Here is a 20,539-nt window from a genome sequence, read left to right as displayed (position 1 = left end):
TATCGCCCCGTCCCGCGGTGACCGACGCCACGACGGCCGGGCGGGCGGTCACTGCTCCGCCCACCCGGCCGTGCGGGCCACCGCGCCGGGGGATTTACGCGGTGACGGATGCCGCCTGCCGGGCCCTCCCGCGCAGCACCAGCCACAGGAGAAGACCGACGGCGACCTGGGAGAATCCGGCCACGCCGATCGCCACGTGGATTCCGGTGAGCTCCTCGGCGGCGGTGACGGTGCCCTGTCCGATGAAAGCGGCGAAGACCGCGCTCACCAGCGGGATGCCGATCGCGATGCCGACCTGCTGGCTCTGGGTGGCCATGCCGGTGGCCATGCCCTGCGCGTCGGAGTCGACGGACGAGGTGGCGATGACCATGAAGCACAGGGCGGCCAGCATGGAGAAGAAGGCGTTCACGAACTGGGTGGCGATCAGCGGGATCAACCAGTACGAGTCCGAGGTGGCCCACAGCGCCGGCAGCATGAACGCGCCCTGCAGGAGCAGGGAGACGCCGAGCATCGTGCGCGGCGAGACCCGCTGGAGGATGCGCGGACCGACGGTGCCGGCGACGATCTGGCCCACACCGATGCCGAGCAGCACCAGGCCGGCGACCATGGACGACAGGCCGAGCACGTTCTGGACGTAGAGGCCGGTGAAGAAGATCAGCGCGGTCTCGCCGCCGAAGATGAACAGTGCTGCCAGGTTGCCGAAGGCGATGTCGGGCTTCTTGAGGATCTTCACCGGGACCAGGGCGTCGACGGTACGGCTCTCCACGGCCCAGAAGACGCCGAGCAGAACGGCGGCTGCGATCAGCGAGGCGCCCGCGACCAGATCGAGGCCCTCCTCGCCGACGCGGGTGACACCGTAGATCCCGGCGAACAGGCCCAGGGTGATCAGCAGCGCACCGGGCAGGTCGATGCGGCTGCGCTGCTCCGCCCGGCTCTCGTCGACGACGATCGGCACCACGACGATCGCGGCGATGGCCACGGGGATGTTGATGAAGAAGGCCCAGCGCCAGGAGAACACGTCCGTGAGGACACCGCCGAGGATCGCGCCGACGCTGAAGCCGGAGCTCATCATCACGCTGTTCAGGCCCAGCGCCCGGGTGCGCAGGCCGGGTTCGGTGAAAGCGGTGGTCAGCAGGGCGAGCGCGGCGGGCGTGACGGCGGCGGTGGCCAGGCCCTGCAGAGTACGGGCGACCAGCAGCATCGTGGGGGAGTCGGCGAGGCCGCCGACGAGCGAGGAGACGCTCAGAAGGACCATCCCGGCGGTGAAGATCCGCCGACGCCCCACGTAGTCACCGACCCGTCCGAAGACCAGGGTGCACCCGGCGGCGCACAGCGCGAACGTCGTGGTGATCCACTGCAGGCTCCCCGTCGAGAACCCCAGGGACGTGCCGACCTCGGGCAGCGCGACGTTCAGCACGGAGAAGTCGGCGGCCATCATGAACTGCGACGCCAGCAGCACCACCAGGGCGGCGACCTGACGGCCTGTCATACGGACACTGGTCGGCGGCGCGGCCTCGGAGGTCGTGGCGGTATCAGCGGTAGTCATGCGTCCCAGCCTCTGCCGCCCGCCGCCACCCAGCCAGATCCCTCTTGACGGCACTCCTGCGGAGACTGTCACTGGCAGTGCCACCCTCGCACCGCGCCCGATCCCGTCGGCGGCCGGCCCCGCAGCGCCTGCCGGGGCAAACCACGACGGTGTCCGAGCCGACAGTCATTGCGGCCTACCGCATCCGGGCCCCGCCTCCTGCGCAGCCACAGCACGGCGCCCGTCCTGGCGCCGCCGGAATCGCGCGCCGGATCCTGGGTGTGAGCAGCAACCGGTGCAGAGCCCTCTTCCTGGCTGTGGGCACTCGGACCCTGAATCTGTGAAGATCCGGAGTGGGTGAGTCTCTGTAGAGGGTCTACAAGCGAGGGCCTGCAAGTGCATGGCGGAGCTCCGGGACGATGCCGCCACGCCGTATCGTTCGAATCCGGGCCCCTCAAGGTGGTCGTGGTGGAGGATCTGGGCGCCAGCCACCGACACGCCGAATGCCACAAGACCTCAGTGGCGAAATCATGACTCACCGCAAAAAGCCCAGGTCACATGCCTGGATCACCGAGTTCCAATGCGCACCCCCTTGCGCTCCCCTCACCCCGCGACCACTCCGCAAGCTGACCAACCATCAGGAGCTCATCGCAAAAGACCAGGTCAGATGGCATCTGACCTGGTCATAAGTGGAGCCGCCTTCGGGATTCGAACCCGAGACCTACGCATTACGAGACCATGAGCGTTCGTGTTGCCGGGTGCCGCATGATGCCGCCGAGTGACGTTTTTCCTGATCAGATGGCATGCGGCACGTTGAACTGTGCTGCCCCGTGATGCACCGTCCAAAGGCGTCTGTCCACCGACTGTCCACCGGCGAAGCCGCCAGGGGAGGTTCGTAAGGCAACTGTAGACCTGCAAGCGTAACCCTTGAAAAGGTTAGACGGGCACGTGAGGGCGCCTGTCTGATCTCCACAAAGCGCCTTAATCAGCCTCCACCGCTTCGAACTCGACCACGTGGCTTTGTTCATCAGCTTCAGGTTTGAAAGAGCGGTTCATGTGGCGCGAATCCAAGATCCTGGAGATCAACGAGGGCGGAGCAAGGTGCAGCGGATACTGATCGCGGGGGAGCTGCTTACCGACGGGCTGACGACACGTAGCCCGGCCCTGGGTCACTTCTCCCGGGTGAAGCGGACGTCGAGGCCGCAGGGGACGTCGGGATCGTTAGACGCACAGAGGGTCTTGCCGTCGTCCACGACCGCGAGCTGGAGATTGCAGTCCCAGTCCCAGTACTCGCGGGCCAGCCCGAGACCGATCCAGGAGCCCGACTTTGCCGTCTTCGACATGTGGCTTCCGTTGGCGTCGTCGACGAAGAAACCCCAGCCGCCGCCGGATTTCCCGCTGGGGCAGTCGGCCGTGGCGAGCTCCTTGGAATCGAGGCCCGTGGCGGTGAATTTCCGGTCGTCAGAAAAGGAGATCCTTTCGCCATCGGGTCCCTTCCAGTTCCCCACGATGCGCGCTGCCGAGACCTTCGCCGTGTCGTCGGTGGTGGAGCACGCGGCCACCAACAGAAGGGGAAGCAGGGCGGTGGCGGCAAGGCGGCCAGCCCTCAGGTGATTCTTGAACACGCTGTGATCCTAGGGTTGGGGGTGGGAGGACCGTGGGGCCGGGGCCGGTGTGTGGCCCCGGCCCCACGGCCTATCTGTGCGTGGCTGCTAGTCGAGCCATTCCGAATAGTTCACGCTCTCGTTGACGGGCCACTTCTCCTCCCATGAGAAGTCCTCCGTCACGGCCGCGCCGAACGTGTCCTCGAAGGCCGGGTTCCACGACCGCGGGATGACGTGGGTCGCGGATCGCCAGTCGGAAAGGTTGGTGGCGGTGAACTTCAGCGTGACCGACTGCTCCTTCTTGTTGATCGACTTGATCCTGCCTGTGGCCGAGTAGCTGCCGAGGAACGCGTCCGCCTGGTTCTCCGTCCCGAGACCGCCGTTGGTGAGCACACCGCCGATGTCGTTGGCTGCCCCGCGTAGGGAGTTGAACTTGTACCAGGGGCTGCCCGGCTCGGGGCCCTTGTCCTTGTAGAGGAAGGGGATGGCTTCCTTTGCGGCCGGGGCCCTCATGCCCTTGTCCCGGGCCTGGCCCACCAGCTTCGTCCGCCATTCGCCGAAGGTCTCGTCCTGCGCCAGGATCGAGGTGAACGCGTCACCGCCCCGGAAGTTCTGCTGCTCCCCCAACGGGAAACCGCCGCCCCACAACCAGCCGAAGAACAGGCCGCGTGAGGTCTCCCAGTCATTGTTCGCCTTCGGATCGCTGACGATGCCCCAGTTGGGCAGGGTGGCCAGATATTCACTAAGGGGCCTGCCATTCACTTCCCATGGCGTGTCCCAGGATTTGGTGATGAGGTTGTAGGTCGCGCCGGGCTTGTAGTTGAGGAGCGGCATCCCGGAGGGGTTGCCGTAGGAGTTCGTCGGGGCGGTGCCGCCGGACGAGCCGATCGCGTCGATGGCGGACCCGATGATGTTGCGGAGGCCGCGCACGGCGCCACCAACGATCGCGCTGATGCCCCCGAGAATGCCACCGACGCCGTCGGACATGCCGGTCGGGTCGGAGTTGGTGATGGGGCTGTTGCTCGAGTAGGCGTAGCCGTTGAGTGTCTGCGGCTTGTCCGGTTCGAGCAGCGGGTCGACGCTCAGGAAGCGGCCCGTCGCCGGGTCGTACTGGCGGGCGCCGAGCTGGGTGAGGCCCGTCGTCTGGTCGGATGGCCTGCCCAGGAAGCCCTTGTCGTCGGGCCAGCTGCCGCTCGCCGTGCCACGCGGGGCACCGAACGGCTTGGTGTAGCGCTTGACGAAGGCCAGAGTGTCCGAGGCGATCGCCAGACTTGAGGTGCCCTGGTGGTTGCCGGCCAGGAAGGTCAGCTTGGTGCCGGACACCCCGGCGGCTGAGGTGCGCACCGCGAGGGTCGTGCTGCCCGCCGTGTAGCTGCGGGTGCCCGACAGTGCCTTGGTGGCGCCGTTGCCGCTGACCTTGAGCCGGACCTCGGTCGTGCCGAGGTAGAGCACGGTCTCGCCGTCGGTGGTGGTGGGCCGCTTGATGAGCAGCTCACCGCTCGCGTCGTAGAGGTATCCGGTGCCGGTGGCGGGCTTGCCGTTCGCGGCGGGTTCGCTCGCGGTGGCGACCCTGCCCTCGGTGTCCCAGGCCAGCGTCTGGGTGGCCTGGGTGCCGGGCCGGGTCCAGGTGTTGCCGTTCTCGTCGTAGGTGTACTTCACGGTCGTCGAGCCGCTGACCGTCGAGGACAGGGCGTGCGGCTGGCCCCTGTCCGTGCCGTACTTGTACTCGGTGGTGACGTCGCCCGAGGCGCTGTGCTCCACCTGCTGGGAGCGCAGGCCGGAGTCGTTGTACTGGTAGCTGGTCCAGTACGGCGCGGCCCCGCCCAGGTTGGCGGTGGTGCGGCCGGATGCGGCGCAGTCAGCGGCCTTCGGGGTCCAGGCCTCACTCAGGCGGCGGTAGCCGTCGTAGGTGAAGCACTGGTAGTCCTCCTTGCCGGTCCCACCGAGGGTGGTGCCGTCGTGGACTGCGGTGATGTTGCCCGCGTCGTCCTGGCTGTATTTCAGCTCCTGGAGCATGTAGCCGTGTACGTCGTCGGTGACGTACGACCGGGTGAGGCGACGGGTGCCAGCCTCGTAGTCGTGGTTGACGTACACCTTCTTCGCGGCGCTCGGGTCAGTGGCGAGCGTCAGCTGGCGCAAATCGCCGAGCGGGGAGTAGGCGACGCCCTGGAGGTAGCCGGTGGTGCCCTTGGCGGTCAGCACCTGGCCGAGTGCGTCGTGGGTGTAGGAAACAGTTTCCCCTGCCAGCCCGGCCACTGCGGGTGCGGCGGCCTGCTTCACCGTGCCGTCGAGGTTGTAGCCGGTGGAGAAGGACAGGGTGCTGGGCACACCTGCCGTCACCAGCGGGTCGTTGGAGGGCAGGATCAGCTGATTGTTGGTGACCTTGTACAGCGGGTCGTAGGCGGTGACCTTCTGGGTGTAGGCCTTTCCACTGACGCCGCCGTCGTAGCGCACGGCTGTGTCCTGCTGGCCCTTGGCGAGGGTGTCGAAGGTCCAGGCCGCCAGTTTGTTGGCGTCGGTCTTGGACGTCTGCCACATGCCGGTCTTGCGGCCGAGGACGTCGTACTCGAAGAGCAGCGCGTTGCCCGGGCGGCTGTCGGTCGACTTGATTGCCTGGTCGAGCTCGTTGTGGTCCGTGGTGGTCGTCCCCTTGTCGGGGTCGATCACGGTCCGCTGCCGACCGAAGAGGTCGTAGGTGTACGACCACTTGGACTTGTCGTGTGCGGTGATCGTCTCCTGCCGGTCGGCGTCGTCGAAGGTGTAGCGGGTGGTCATGTAGTCGGTGCCGGTCGGATTGCTGCCGGCGTAGTCACGGCGTTCGACGGTCTGGCCGAGCGCGTTGGTGACGACCGCGCTGGCCGTGCCACCAGCCGGGGCGCTCGCGAGGACCGTGTCGCCCTTGTAGGTGGTGTCGAGCGACCATTTGGTGACGCCGTAGCTCTTGGTGGTCACCTTGGTGACGCGTGCCATGCCGTCGAAGACGCTGTCGCTCTGCCTTGGCGCCTGTCCGCCGTCGATCTGCACAATCGAGGAGGACGGTGCGGCCGTACTGTCCCAGATGTCGCCTTGAGCAGTCACGGCGAGACCGCGGCCGTCATACAGGGTCTGGGCGATGACCCGCCCGCCCACAGCCGAGGGCGCCTGCACCTGGCGGGTGCGCAGCAGTGAATCGTAGATCTCGTAGGTGGTGTTGTAGCCGGAGCCGTCGCCCTTGAGGGTGGCGCTGGAGACCCAGGGCAGCGCGTCGGCCTTGACGCTGTACGCGTACACGTAGTTGGCGGTCTTTCCGAGCGCGCGGGAGCGGTTGGGCAGCCAGACGGAGGTGACCCGGCCAAGGCTGTCGTATGCCGTCTCCGTCACCCGGTTGTTGGGGTCGGTGACCTTGAGGTCCGTGCCCAGGGCGAAGTCCTTGACGGTGACCGTCTTGTAGGCCTTGGCGTTGCCGACCTTCGTCTGGGTCAGCGGACCGGCCGAGACCGGAACGTATTCGGTGGTGGACGTGGTGACGTTGTTGGTGTTCTTCATCAGGGTGGGGCGGCCGAGCGTGTCGTACTCAGTGACGGCCGTCTGCTGCCACAGCGGCTGGTCGTCACCTCCGTATCCCTGGGCACGCCCCGTCCACCGGGCGTCGCCCTTGGTGGGCTTTTGTGTGGTGGACCAGGTGGTGGTGTCGTACGCGGTCGCCGTGTCGGAGATGACATCGCCGGGGCGGGTGTGGTCGGCCGGCAGGTCCAGGGAGGAGTCGGCGACGGAGCACTCCTGGCCGACGGTCCGGGTCCGGGAGACCGTGGAGATCAGGTTGACCGTCTCGTTGCGGGCGTACCAGGTGCGGGTGCATTTCTCGTCGCCGGCGACGGCGTTGTCACCGGAGTCTTCGACGGTCTTCGGCATTCCGAAGTCGTCGTATGTGGTCTTCGTGGTGCGCACCCGGTCGGCCGGTGTGAGCTTGCTGGTGACGTTGGTGCGGGCGTGGGAGGCGCCGATGCGGACGTAGTAGGCCTCGGTGTTGGCGTAGGACTTGTGCTGGGTGGCTGTCTGCTGAGACCAGGGGTCGTTGACAGTGCCGGAGATTTCGGTGGCGCCGTCGTAGGAGACGGACTCCCGGTTGAAGCCGGCGTACTGCTCGGAGTCGGTGATCTCATCGGCCTTGATGCCGGTGACCTTGACGGTTTTGCGGGCGTCGGGGTCCAGCGTCTTGCCGTCGGCGGCAAGCACGCGGTCGCCGTTCATGCCGCGGAGGTATACCGAGACTGTCCTGGTCTGGGTGCCTTCCGACGGGCCGGTGAGGTGGGTGACCTTCTGGTAGCCGCGCCACTCGGACCAGGTGCGCTCCTTGGCTGGGGTCAGTGGGTCCTCGTTGTAGTGCCAGGCACCGCCGCCGGAGTACTGGTAGGTGTGCTGGACCGCCTCGGAGCCGCCGAGCGGGTCGGTGGTGCGCACCCCGCTGACCGGGTACTTATGGAACCAGTCGAGGATCGGGTTGTCCTGGCCGTAGGGCGACCAGTACACCGGGTAGCAGCGCTTGGTGTTTTCGTCGGCCTTGGGCATGGTCTGTCCAGCCACGCAGTCTGCGGCGAGGTAGTCGACGATCGTCTGCGCGCCCGTTTCGGATACGACCGTCTTCAGTCGTGGACGCTCGAAGGACAGGATGTCGTCGCTTGGGCTGTCCACCCGGTTGGGCAGGAAGACGTGAGAGAACTTCACCGGGTCGAGGTCGAGATCGGGGCCGCGCTTGCCGATGTGCTTGATCTGGTCGAGCCACAGCGACTGGTCGGTGGAGTCACCTGTGTCGCCCGGGTCGAGGTAGAGGTGCTTCAGCTCCCAGGTGTCGACCGGGGCGAAGGCGGGGGTGGCTGCCGCAGCTTCCCACGCGTAGGTGGTGACGGAGGTCAGCCGCTTGCGGGTGAAGAAGGACGGGCTGTCGAGGTAGGGGCACTTCTCGCCGTCCTTGCAGACCTGGTCGAAGGGCACGTCGGGCCAGTTGTCCCGGGTGTCCTTGGTGAGCGAGTCGCAGCCCGTGCCGGAGGCGAGGCAGCGCTCGGCGTAGGAGAGGACGACTTTGTGCGAGGCGGCTGGGGAAGCGCTGAACAGGGCGCCAGCGCGCTGTCCGTAGCGGATCTCCTTGAGGTAGCCGCCACGGGTGTAGGGCGTGCCGGTGTCGTCGTCGCCAAGCTTGTCGTAGTTGTTGGTTTCGTCTTCGTACCAGTAGCTCTGTGCGTTGCTGTGGGTGTCTTCGACGTAGTCGAGGTTCCATCGCCAGGCCTGCTGCTTGGCGCGGTCGGCGAAGGCATCGCCGGAGGAGTAACCGGGCTCACCCTCGTCGTCGCCGAAGACTGGCACGGTCCACACCGATTTGGTGCGGGCGTCGTCGGCGGCACCGTCGAGCTTGTTCAGACCGAAGACGAATTTGGTGCCGTCACCGGTGACGACGGTCCAGTACTCGCCGTTGTCGTCGCCGTTCTCGGCGTCAGTGGAGTGGATGACCTTGGAGGCATCGTCGTTCTTCAGCCGCCACTGGCCGGTGGTGTCGTCCTTGACCAGTTCGGTGGCTTTGCCGTTGAGCACCAGGGACGCGTTGTCGTACTTCCAGCACATGTCGTGCTTGTCGCTGTGGCCGTCGTCGGTGCAGGAGCCGTACTTGCGCTCGATGTACGACGAGGTGATCTCGAAGCCTTCACCGACCTGGGTGCCCTGGTTGTTGGTGGTGGAGGTACGGCCGTCCACGCTGGAGGAGTCGTAGGAGATCTCCAGCTCCACGCCCGGGCCGGCAGCCGGCTGGGGTGCCTTGAGCGGGTAGGACCAGGTGAAGCTGCCGGAGCTGCCGCCGGCCTCCCAGGTGGAGGAGGCGGAGAGCGGGGTGGCCTTGTAGTCGCCGTCGGCGGAGGCAGTGCCGGCTGCAAGAGCGAGCATCATGGTCTGTCCGGAGGCCGCGGACATTGTGCTCGCCGAGTGGGCGGTCTTCGCCGTCTTCGCCGCAAACGACAGGTCGGCGGTGATCCGTTCCTCGCCCCGGGTGTTGACGAAGCCGACCGGGGTCGCAGTGCGGCACTTCGCGGTCGCCGCTTTCTTCTGGGCGCAGTCGGGCAGCCGCAGCACCTGCAGCCGGCCGGCCCAGTCGCCGCCGTAGGCCGACGCGAACGCCGAGTAATCGATGCCGAGGCGGGCCTGACCGCCGGCTGTGGGGCCGGTCACCTTCAGGACCACGCCCTTGACGCCCAGGTCCTGGGCGGCCTTCTGATCCAGGACGTCGACCCGGACAGATTTGGCGCGCTTGGCCTTCTTGGCAGCCGGCGCGGTCAGGGTGACCGGCAGGGTGCCCGGTTCCGCCTTCGCCGCGCCGGAGGCAGGCAGGGTGAGGCGGGCCGAACCATCGGTCGGCCAGGTGGTGCCCCTGGCACGGTCCTTGGCTGCTCGCTTGGCCGCCGTCTGGTCGGCGCGGGCAGCCGTACGCATGGCGGCTGCGGTCTTGGTGTCCGTCTTCGCCTTGAACGGCTCGACCTTCTGGGCGCGTGGCTTGGACAGCTCGGGCCGGCCCAGCGGGTCGTCGGCGAACGCCACGGAGGGAGCGAGCAGGCCGGGCAGCATGCCGAGGCCGACGACGGCGCTGACGCGTCGCAGCCACGGCGTCCGTGAGGGCCCGCTCCGGTCCGGGGCAGGCCGGACCGGGGGTATGTGTCGCATGGAGTGCCTTTTCTGAGAAGGATGCGCGGGTCGCAAATGGATGCGGATCAGTGAGAAAGCGCAGATTCCCTAAGCCCGCGGTCTGCGCGTCTGACGGAGTGTCGGCCGACGCACGGGGGAGCCGGTCGGCTCGGAGCGGTGCACTCCGAGCCGACCGGTGGGTCTGCCTGGCGGGCGATCTGGGTCAGCCGCCGAGGACCTGCGAGCGGATCTGGTCTGCGGTCATCGCGCCGGTCCACACCCGCAGCTCCTCCAAGGAACCGGGCAGGTAGTTGCCGGTGGTACCGCTCTTGCTGCCGCGGCCCAGGGAGAGAGCCCCGCTGCCGTACTGCAGGGCTGTGAACCCGGAGGCTGTGTCGGAGGGCTGGTCGAACTCACCCACGAAAAGGTGGAGTCGGCCGTAGCGGGTCTCCGTCTTGGCCTCGTCGTTCGGGTCGGTCCACAGCCAGGACTCCTGGGCGTCGAAGACGCCGGTGACCTGTACCCAAGTGTCGGTCTCGGCGATGTCGCCGCCGGGCACCTCAGCGCTCTGGGTGACCTTGCCGTCGCTGCCGACAGCGGTGCGGGTGAACTTCCACTGGTAGACGCCGTCAGCGGGTTTGACCACCCACAGCGCCCACGAGGACTCACCGTTGCTCGCCTGCTGTGCGGCGACCTGCGCCTGATAGCCGACCGGCTTGGTGGCCAGCTTCTCGGAGTCCAGCTCGATCCGGGCGGTGGCGGTGAATGAGCCGCTTTCGTCAGTGACCGGGCCGGTGGCGGCGGCGTAGCCGGTGTTGCCGTCGAGGACGAGGGCGTTGTTCTCCGCGTCCAGGGTTGCGCCGGAGGATGACAGCGGCATGTTCGGCGCGGGGTAGGAAGAGACCTCCTTGACCTCGGTGCCGGTGGACGAGGCCGCGTCCCAGTGGGCGACCAGTTCGTTGGCTGGGACGCCGTTCTCCAGGACCATGGCCTCCTGGGCGATCTCGTCGGGTTGGAGCACTCGCTGCCACACGTTGATCTCGTCCAGGCGTCCGCGGAAGAACTCGCCGTATTCCCCGCCGACCAGGGAGCGTCCGAATTGGAGGCCGCTGGAGGAAACCCACGGCTGGTAGGCGGTCGCCAGGGAGTTAAGTACCACGGGCTGGCCCTGCGGGCGGCCGTTGACGAACAACTGAATGGTGTCGTTCGTCTTGTCGGTGTCCCTCTTGGTGTCGAAGACGGCGGACAGGTGCGTCCACACCTTCAGCGGCGGGTTGGTCGCATCGGCGAGCGAGCGCAGGTACACCGCGCCGGTGTCGACGTCGGCGGCGGTGCGGTTGAACACCCACTTCTTGTACGACGCCGAGTAGTACAGCGTGAACGCCGAGCCATGGGCGCCGGGGGCGGACATCACCACGTGGCTCTGCGAGGCGTCCGTGAGGTACACCCAGCTTGAGACCGTGAAGGAGTCCTTGGTGTTCACTGCCGGGGCTGCGGTAGCTGCATAGGCCTGCTGCTTGGCCGGGTCGGTGCTGTCCATCCACAGCGAGTAGTCCGTGTCGCCGCGACGAGCGAGCGAGGACCAGCTGGCGCCGTCCGTGTAGAGGGTGGCATTGTGGCGGGTGCCTTCGGTGGCGGTGTCTTTGGCGACGGTCACGCCCGAGCCGGGCGCGGCGTCGTCGAAGTGCCAGGTTCCCGAGGCGCCTTGGGCCGGGGCGACCTTGAAGGAGAACTCGGCGGGCGCGCCCCACCGGTTGCGGACGTCCTTGGCCTCTACCGACAGCACCTGGATGCCCGCGAGTGACGGGGAGACGTTGGTGGCGGTGACCGTGGAGCCGCTAACGATCTTGGTCTGCTGGGCCGAGCTGGTCAGCAGCCTCCAGCGGTAGCCGGTGATGTCGGTGTCGGCGGTGTTGGGCTTGAAGGTGAAGCTGCCGGGCTCGCCTGGGCCGCCGGCTGCATTGCACAGGTTGGTGGTGCATCCGCTGTACGGGGTGCCCGCGGTGATCTTCGGGGCCTTCGGGGCCGTGGAGTCGATTTTGAAGTAGCACCATCTGGAGTACGAGGAGAACAGGTCGCCAGCTCTGCCGTCGTACGACCAGTGCGACTGGGTGCGCGAGCGCAGCCGGTACAGGCCGCCATCGGCCCGATCTGACGTGCGCATCTTCTCCAGCGTGCCGTCCGGGTCCCAGCCGGTGTCGGGGCGGTGGCCGGACCAGACCTGGTGCCATGCGGCGTCGTCACCACGCTCGACGACGTACTCAGCCTGCAGGGAGCCCTCTTCGTCGCCTTTGTTGTGCTCGACCTTGGTCTGCACCCGCGCCTGGACCATCGGGTCGACCCGAGAGACGATCAGCGGGTCAGACGAGGAGGTCTTGCAGTACGCGGTCGTGCCGTCGCCTGGGATCACTCCGACGTCGGTGGGCACGCCCGGCTTGAAAGCGTAATTGACCTTCAGCTCGGCGTTGTCATCGAAGCGCTTCCACGCCTCGGGGTCGGACTCGTCCTTGGCCCGCAGCATCAACGTGAGCCGGGCGATCTTGCCGTCTGCGAAGCTGCGCACGGTGGATGTGAGGTTTTCGTCGCCCTCCTTCGTGCTGTCGTTGAACTCGACCCACTGGTCTGGCTGTTCAGAGCTGCACTGGGTGCCGCGGCCTGCCGATATATACCGGTCGCCCATCTGGTCCAACTGGGTCGGGCCAGGCCACCGGGTGCCCTCAGAGATGTTATCCGTGCGCTCCAGGTCGACCCACTTGGGGTCACAAGCGAACGACCAGGTCTCGTAAGCCCGGAAGGTAGCGTCGAGGACGTACTTGCCCGCCAGCTTCGACGGCGAGAACTCGAAGTACATGCGGTTGGTGTAGTTGCTGCCGCAGTAGTACGGGCCCGAGACGCTGCACCGGCCGACGCCGTAGTCGCCGTTGAACTGCCAGAACTTGTCGCCGTCCGAGGAGAGCACGGTCCGCTCAGACACACCGAGCCCTACCGACGGGTCGATGTAGACGGGATAGATGGTGCCCTTGCCGCGCAGCAGGTCCAGGTCCGGCTTGACCGAGACCGTGTCGCCATCGACCTGTACTGGCATCACGGCACTCGTGTCACCGGCGCGAGGCTGGGTCCCCTCCTCGACCGGGTCGGGGACCTCGGCGGGGGCGGATGTCTCGTCGGACACAGCGAGTTGCGTGCGCACGCCCTCGGCGCTCGGTTCCTCCGTCTGGCCAGCGGAGTCCCACATCTGGCCCGCCGGGCCCTTGAACACCGTGTTGCCATCCGCGTCGACCGCACGCAGACCGCCGCCCGCACCCGGCACCACATCCAGGTCGGTGGCCGAAACCTGCAGTTTGATGTGCTCAAGGGCCGGATCAGCGGCCGCCGCCGCAGACTTGACCACGAGAACCTCGCGGTAGCCCTCGGCCGTGGCGGTGAGTTCCAGGTCGACGCCCTTGAGGACCTCAGGGTAGATGGCCTTGGCTCCGTCGAGCCGGGGCTCGGGCAACGCGCCCGGCCAACTCAGCCGCATAGCCCCCTTGTCGTTGCCCAGGCTGATCAGCGGGGAGTCGCCGCCTTCGGAGAAGGACAGGTCCACCACAACGGACTTGGGGCCGACGGTGCCGTCGCCCCGCCGCTCGAGGGTGGCGTCCACTTTGTTCCAGGAACCGTCGTCGCTCTTCACCCGCTGCGGCACTGCGGACTGCACGAGTGTGTAGGTGCCGTCCGGGTTGGCCATGCTGGTCGAGTACTCAGTGCGCTCGCCAGTGACCTCGACCTGCTCGCCGGTGGCCGCCGCACGCTCCGAGGCTGTGCGGTGCGTGGTCTCCGAGGAGGCGGGCGCGGAAGGTGCGTCTGTCGTCGTTGCCGCCGCAGCGGTTGGTGCAAACGTCGGCAGTGGCGCGAGCAGCGCCATCGACATAACTCCGGTTGTGAATCCGGTCAACCACCAGCACGTTCTTCGCCGATCTCCTCCGGCCACATCACGCCATGGCATGCGCAAACCCCCCGCTTTCCTTATGTGATCTTCACTTTTTACTGAGACAGTAAATACGCATGCTCATTTCAACCACAAGTGTGGCCCTGCTCACCGGGCTTGAGCGGCACCGGGTGGTACGGCGGAAGCCATACAGGTGCGCATCGGGCCGCGCCGCGCGCTGTGTCATGCACGATGCAGCGCACTCCTCGCTCGGCGGTGCGTATCGGCATAGCAACGCACTTCAAGAAGCTGCTCTCTACGCGATGGAACGTTCCACGCCGCCAACGAGCACGCGGTACACGTCTGCTTGAGACCCGAGAACCCCACAAGGTCGGCGTCGCCGCGCATAACAACCACGACCTCGCGGCCGGTGCCCCCTACTCGTTCTGCTCACCACGGGGTCAGATTCCCCAGCCGTCCGTTTCGACGCTCCCGGCCACCAGTTCAACGAGCCCAATCAACTCGTCGAGGAGCCCGACGGAAATCTCGGCTTCCTCCGTGCTCGGGCCATCAGCCGCGATGATGGCCCCGACCTCGGTAGGCCCATGGCCTCATCTGCCGACCGGCCGTCTTCGTTCAGGCTCGCGCACGGTCGGCCTGGCCTCGCAGACGCGGCGGAGCAGTCATCACCATGTGTCCCAGGCTCCGGGTCAGCGCGTGGATCTTGCGTGCGTCCGCGTGGACCGGGCGCACCGAGTGCACGGACACTGCGCCTTCGATGCCCCTGTCGGGATCGGCTACTGCGCGCACTCAGCACTCACACCAGTCATCACCAGGCCCCTTGCCCGACATGAGATCTGTTCGGACCGGACAATCCCGACGACACCAATTGCCGCTTCGGGCACTGGTGGATTGCTCCCGTCGCCGAGGAGCAGCAAGAGTCCCCTGATGGAGCGTCATGCACGCTTGTCCACCGGATGTCCACCGGGACCCATTGCGTTCGTATGACCTGCCCTCTGCGAGCGAGTAAAGAGCCAGGTCAGAGCACTAGATCGTCAATCTCGTCACAGAAACCAAACCTCCGACCTACGCATTACGATGCACAGACAGACGGAGCCCGATTTGCCGAGATTCCAAGGTCACCAGAGATAAGAAACCCCAGGTCAAAAGCCTGACCTGGGGTTCACCATGGAGCCGCCTTCGGGATTCGAACCCGAGACCTACGCATTACGAGACCGTGAGTGATCGTGTTGGGTGGTGCCCGGTGGTGCTGCCTGGTGCTGTTCTGCCTGATCAGAGCGGCTGCGGCGTCCTGATCGGTGATGCCTCGTGCCGCGCCGTCCAAAGGCGTCCGGCCACCGGCTGGCCACCGGGGGCGTCACTGAGCAGGGAAGCGAGGTGTTGGGGTCGAGTTGTAGGTGACCTCCAACAGGCGACTTGCCGGTCTTTCACCAGCCCCGCCCGTGCCGTCCTGAATCGCCGGCCCCACAACCGCGCCGCCATCAGTTCGAGGCGAAGACCTCGATGCCACATTTCGCAGCACCGCTCCGTTCGATCCTCACATCACTGGTGATCAGCGTTGCGGCGAGAGCCTCGGCCAAGGCAACGTACTGGGCATCGTAGGCGCTCAGGTTCCCGTGGAGAGCCTGAACCCGATCCCAGAGGATGAGCGTCTCGTGTCGGACGAGTGGGAGCTGCCGGTAGGCATCAATAGCCTGGTCCACTTCACGCGCCGTGAGCTTGCCCCCTCTCCTCATACCGAGGAGCGCGGACTGGATCTCGTAGTCGATGAGCGTGAGCACGGCGACGGCATCGGCGGCACCCACCCGGGTGCGGACGGCAAGGCCGAGGGGGTCATGGTTGGTGAGGAAATGCACGAGAGCGGAACAGTCCATGACGACCGTCTCACTCACCTCCCGGTCCTGGCCTCGTCGATCGCGGCCAGCACGTCCTCCGTGCTGACACTGGCCGTGGTCTCCCGGTTCAGGCGCGCCACCATCTCCGCCATGGTGGGCTTGGACGTCTCGCGCGCGATGAGATCGAGGAAGTAGGCCTGGAGGGACTGGCCGGCCTGGGCGGCACGAACCTTCAAGGTCTGGATCTGGTCATCCGGGACGTCCCGAATCGCCAGAGCGCTCATGATTGCAGTGTAGCGTCAATGCATGCGAAATGCAGACAGCGGGTCCTGGGGTGACAGCGCAACTCGCAGCTCACACATCGGAGAGAGTCGCATCAGAGAAGCGCCGGGGGCTACTACACAGGCGGCGCTTCGTCGATACAGCGAACTGCGGCCGCGGCTGACCGCACCCTCGCGGGTCACCCGCGCCATTTGCCGCCGCGCTGAGCAGAGCGTCGGGGTACACGCAGCCCGTCGAAATCCCAGGGCCGTGCGTGACTCCAGATCTTCCAGGACGTACCTCTGCACCTGCTACGCCCAGCCTGCACTCGACAGAAACACGCTTCGTTACTCCCGCACGGCGATTGCAAGTTTCCACGATCCCCGAAACAGCGACACGTCTAACTAACAACTGGCCAGCCATGCCGTCGCCACCTGACGTTGTCGCCACCTTTGCCGTCAAGCAGCACAGAGGCCCAACAGGATGCCCTGGTGGAACCTCTGCCAGCTGCCTGACCCCGCATATCCGTGAAGCATCGCGCCGAGGCTGGTCAGACTCTATCCTCGATTTCCATCAAGTGGATTCGTCAAAATCGACCAGCCGTTCATAAATCTCCTCCACTGCATCCTCCCCCAATTCCCCAACCGTCCAATCTTTCAATGTCATACGATTGAGGAACTCGGCTGGGAGCTTAACGTGATACTTCTTCACGTAGTACACCAGACTGCTCGGCCACACCCAGACGCCATCCGTCCGAACTGAGTACTGGCAGATCCTCTTGGAACGCGCATCCAGCAGATCATCAACCCACTGGCTTGCAGCGACAACAATCTCTCCTTCTTCAAGGTACCGCGCCGCAGACCGCTCCCAAGGATGCTCGACAGAGGTCGCGACAGCGGAAACTTCCTCAGCAGATGCATAGAATCCTGCACGCCTAATGATTCCTCCTCCTGTCATCGTCCCCCTCCAGGAAGGAAACTCACCCATTCTCCGCCGAAGTGGGATCGACCAAGCGCCGCACCCTCACGACCAATGCTCATCCTACCGTTGGGGCGTACGTACAGGTAACCGTTGGGAGCTAGAACCTCCACTCCGAGCTTGTTGGCAAGGTCCTGCGCGAAGGTTCCTCTAGACGCACCGGTCTGGCAAGAACAGAGCCTAATAGGCCCACCAGTGTAGTTCGAATCGCTTTTTATCAGCCCTGCGAGCACTCGGTGGTTCATCAGAGTCGACCCACCTTCCGCAGCATTGAAACTGGGGGCGACCCCATCCGGGGAACCATGGATCCAGACGTCGTGATAACCGTCAGCACCCTCGACTTTCGATATAAAACCATTCAACTGGTCTTCTGCCGAAAAAAGATTGGTTGAGCAATTGTGGGCCAGGACCGGTGTTGCCCCCGCCAGCACATAGTACGTATGAATCTCGGTGATCGTGAGGTCGTGTGTGCGCTGTCGGCGCCCGAAGTAGCGGACGTCCTCGACCGTGGCCGTGGTGCCGGAGGCCGTGCGCAGGGTCATGCCCGGGGTGAGTTCGCCGGCCTGTAGCCAGCGGTTCTCCGAGACCACCCAGAAGGGGTGCGTGGTCGTCGCCGTCAGTGACTTGGAGTTGATCGTCAGGTCGACGAAGTGCTTGTCGTCCTCCGTGACGATCGTGCCCGAGACCTCGCGGACGACTGTGTGGCCGGTCTTCGGGTCCGTGACCGTGACCTTGTCGCCCGGTCTGATGTCCTTGATCTTCTTGCGTTTGCCGTCGGCCAGAAGGACTTCGGTGTCGGGCAGGAAGCTGTGGCATTTGGGCTTCCCACGACCAACTGCACTCTTGATCGTGTCGACGGCGAAAAGGGCCTTCTCCCGCGCCTTGGCCAGGTTGGCCCGTGCCTTGTTGAGCCGCTCGGACGCCTTCGACATGGCCTTGAGACCGCCGAAGAGATCCTTCAGCAGGCCGGTGACCTGTTTGGCGAGTTGGATGCCCTTGTGCATGTTCCAGGGCATGCCGTACTTCGCCAGGAGCTTGCCGGCGATGCCTCCTGCGAAGCTGCCCGCGATGGTCAGCATCGTCTCGCCGCAGGCGGCCAGATCCCCGCTGGAAAAGCAGTCCAGCGCGGCGCTGATGCCGAGGATGTCCATGACGATCTTGACGAGTTGCTTGCCTGCCGACTTGAACCGCTGCTGGGCCCGTGCCTGCTGGCCCTCCGCGGCGGCGACCTCGTTGGACGCCTTCTCCACCGCACCGCCGTTGCAGGCGGGGACCACGAGGCTGGGGCAGGGGTTGACCTGCTGGTTGCCTTTCTTGTCGCAGTTGAGGGCCACGCCGTTGTTGCAGTCGTACAGGCCCGTCGGGTCGGACAGCGTCACGGGGGTGTTGCTCGCGTAGGCGTAGCCGTTCATCTGCTGCGGCCGTGTGAAATCGATGATCGGGTCGGGCGAGATGAACTTGCCGAGGTCCGGGTCGTATTCGCGGGCGCCGATATGGACCAGGCCGGTCGAGGCGTCGATCGTGCCGCCGACGAAGCCCTTCTCCCCTGGCCAGGTGCCCGTCTCTGGCGACAGCTTGCCTCGGGCCGCGCCGTAGGGGTCGGTACGCCGTTGGGTGACGGCGCCGCTGACCGCGTCGACGGCGAGGTCGCCGGTGCCGTGGTGGTCGGAGGAGAGGAACGAGACCTTGTTGTCCGAGGTGCGGATCGCGATCGTCTGACCGGCGTACGAGTAGTGGCGCGTCGCTGTGACGGCGGTGGAGCCCGTCTTCAGCTCCAGTTCCATGCCCGGCAGGTAGAGCGTGGTCGCATCGGCGGTGGTGCGTTTGATCCGCGCGCCGCCCGCGTCGTACAGGAACGAGGTCTCGGCGCCGTCGGCCTCAGTGGCCTTGGTCAGCTTGCCGGTCGCGTCCCAGTCGAGGCTCTGGGTGTCGCCCCCGATGGTGCGCTTGAGGGTGTTGCCGGAGACGTCGTACTGGTACGTCTGCTGCCGGTCCCCGGTCGGGGTCGTCTCGGCGACCTTGGTCACCTGGTGCGGGCCGCCGTCGCCGGTCTCGCCCGGGGTGCCGTCCTGGTCGCCGTCCTGGTAGGTGAAGGTCCGTGTGGTGTTCTTGGCGGCGTTCAGGGACGGGTCGTGGCGGATCTCCTGGGTGCGGTTGCCTATGTCGTCGACCGACCAGCTCGTCCAGTAAGGGGACGGCCCGCCGAGCGGGTTGGTGCTCGGGGCGGCGTCGCAGGCGGTGGGTTTCTTGCCGGCGTAGTCGGCGGTCCCGCCGATCGTGCCCTCGCCCTCGGCCGTGGTGGCGGTGGCCGCCGGTGTCCAGGCGTCGACGAGTCGGGCCTGGCCGTCGTAGGCGAAGCACTGCACGTCGAGTGTCGAACTGCTCGCCGGGGCTGCGGTGTCGGTGATGGACAGGACGTTGCCGGACTGGTCGTAGGAGTAGTGCTGGTCCTTGGCGACCGTGGCGGTGGAGCCGACCTTCACCGTGGCCCGGGTGAGGCGGTCGGTGCCCTTCTCGTAGTAGAAGTTCTTCTCCGTGCGAGGGCCGCCGGTGCTCAGGGAGAGCTGGAGCAGCTGGCTGGTGTTGGACCAGACCGTGCCGGTGACGTAGGTGGAGGTCGCGCTGGCCATGGTGAGCGGGCGCTGGAGTTCGTCGTATGTGTACTTCAGGCTCTCGGTGGGCAGTCCGCCGGCCGCCGGCACGCCGGTGGAGGCGACCGTGCCGTCCCGGTTGTAGGCGGTGGTGAAGGGGTAGGTGCCCGCGAGCTTCCCCTCCGAGGCCGGGACCGTGTAGTTGGTCGTCAACGGCCGATAGAAGGTGTCGAAGGTGGCGACGACTGTGGAGTACGCCTCGCCGTTCGGCAGGAAGCGGTAGCTGGCGTGGGAGTAGCCGAGCGAACCGGAGCGGTCGTACCTGGTCTCCGTCAGCTTGGTGCCTTCGGACACCGCCCCTTCCCAGGTCGACTTGGGCCGGCCCAGGCTGTCGTACTCGGTGGACAGGATCCGTTGCTGGGCGTCCTTGGTGGACGTCAGGCGGTCGGACTCGTCGTAGTTGAGGATGGTCTCGCCGGCGTCCGGGTCGACCTTGCGGACCAGGCGGCCGCGCTGGTCGTAGTCGTGGCGCCAGGTGTTGCCCTTGGAGTCGGTGACGGTGGCCAGTTCACCGGCCGCCGTGTGGGTGTACTTGGTGACCGTGCGCTCGGAGCCCGGGCCGGTCGGGACGGGTGTGTGGCCCTTGTAGTGCCACAGCTCCTTGACCTTGCCCTCGGCGTCGGTGACCGTCGTGGTCGCCACACCGCCGGGAGGCGGGTCGCTGTGCGTCATGTTGCCGTCGTACGAGGTGGTGTTTCGCCACTGTTCGTATCCGGCGATGGTGAAGATCTCGGCGGTGGTGCGTCCCAGGCCGTCGTACTCGTAGCGCGTCTGGTTGGCGACGTCTCCGTTGGTCACGGTGAGCAGCTCGTCGGAGGCGGCACCGGCCGCGTAGTACGTCTCGTTGGCCCGCTTCACCGCGCCGGTGGAACCGTAGAACGAATCGGCCACCATCCGGCCGCCGGTGGGCCCCTCGGTGGCGACCCGCGAAGTCCGGGTCTAGGCGAACGACTTCGGCTCGCCCCAGCGGCCGTGGCAGACCTGCAGCTTGTAGAACATCCGCAGGCGGTGCCTGGGCTTGAAGCACACCGCGCCGGCGATGTTCACCTGCCCACCGCGGCGACCGGCCACCCGCACCACCGGCCGGGCCCCGCGCAGCGCCCACGTGCGCCCTT

The 20,539-nt window shown here is 66.4% G+C and carries 8 protein-coding genes; all 8 read right to left on the bottom strand.

Going from position 1 to position 20,539, the window contains the following annotated elements:
- Window positions 1-94: 94 nt before the first annotated feature.
- Complete coding sequence (locus tag OG272_RS28130) at window positions 95-1,600, bottom strand: MFS transporter (protein WP_328223782.1); 1,506 nt, start codon at window positions 1,598-1,600, stop codon at window positions 95-97.
- Window positions 1,601-2,694: 1,094 nt separating this feature from the next.
- Window positions 2,695-3,150, bottom strand: coding sequence for a hypothetical protein (locus OG272_RS28125; protein ID WP_327728397.1), 456 nt, complete (start codon window positions 3,148-3,150; stop codon window positions 2,695-2,697).
- An 87-nt stretch (window positions 3,151-3,237) separates the two neighbouring features.
- Window positions 3,238-9,810: an RHS repeat-associated core domain-containing protein gene (locus OG272_RS28120; RefSeq protein ID WP_327728398.1), complete on the bottom strand. Its 6,573-nt coding sequence runs from the start codon at window positions 9,808-9,810 to the stop codon at window positions 3,238-3,240.
- Window positions 9,811-9,994: 184 nt separating this feature from the next.
- Window positions 9,995-13,498 carry a LamG-like jellyroll fold domain-containing protein gene (locus tag OG272_RS28115; protein ID WP_327728399.1) on the bottom strand — a complete coding sequence of 1,168 codons (3,504 nt, stop codon included), beginning with the start codon at window positions 13,496-13,498 and terminating at the stop codon, window positions 9,995-9,997.
- A 1,682-nt stretch (window positions 13,499-15,180) separates the two neighbouring features.
- Window positions 15,181-15,591 carry a type II toxin-antitoxin system VapC family toxin gene (locus tag OG272_RS28110; RefSeq protein WP_327728400.1) on the bottom strand — a complete coding sequence of 137 codons (411 nt, stop codon included), beginning with the start codon at window positions 15,589-15,591 and terminating at the stop codon, window positions 15,181-15,183.
- Window positions 15,588-15,818, bottom strand: a complete 231-nt coding sequence (locus OG272_RS28105; protein WP_327728401.1) for a FitA-like ribbon-helix-helix domain-containing protein — start codon at window positions 15,816-15,818, stop codon at window positions 15,588-15,590. Before OG272_RS28105 ends, OG272_RS28110 begins: the two co-directional genes overlap by 4 nt.
- A 550-nt stretch (window positions 15,819-16,368) precedes the next feature.
- A complete protein-coding gene (locus OG272_RS28100; protein ID WP_327728402.1) occupies window positions 16,369-16,752 on the bottom strand; it encodes a hypothetical protein in 384 nt (127 codons plus the stop codon).
- On the bottom strand, window positions 16,749-20,318 hold the full coding sequence (locus OG272_RS28095; protein WP_405895148.1) for an RHS repeat-associated core domain-containing protein: 3,570 nt from the start codon (window positions 20,316-20,318) through the stop codon (window positions 16,749-16,751). Before OG272_RS28095 ends, OG272_RS28100 begins: the two co-directional genes overlap by 4 nt.
- Window positions 20,319-20,539: the final 221 nt, after the last annotated feature.

The organism is Streptomyces sp. NBC_00104 (assembly GCF_045160825.1).
Lineage (GTDB): Bacteria > Actinomycetota > Actinomycetes > Streptomycetales > Streptomycetaceae > Streptomyces.
The sequence above is the reverse complement of the archived record's forward strand: the minus strand, read 5'-3'. Positions and strand labels throughout refer to the sequence as shown.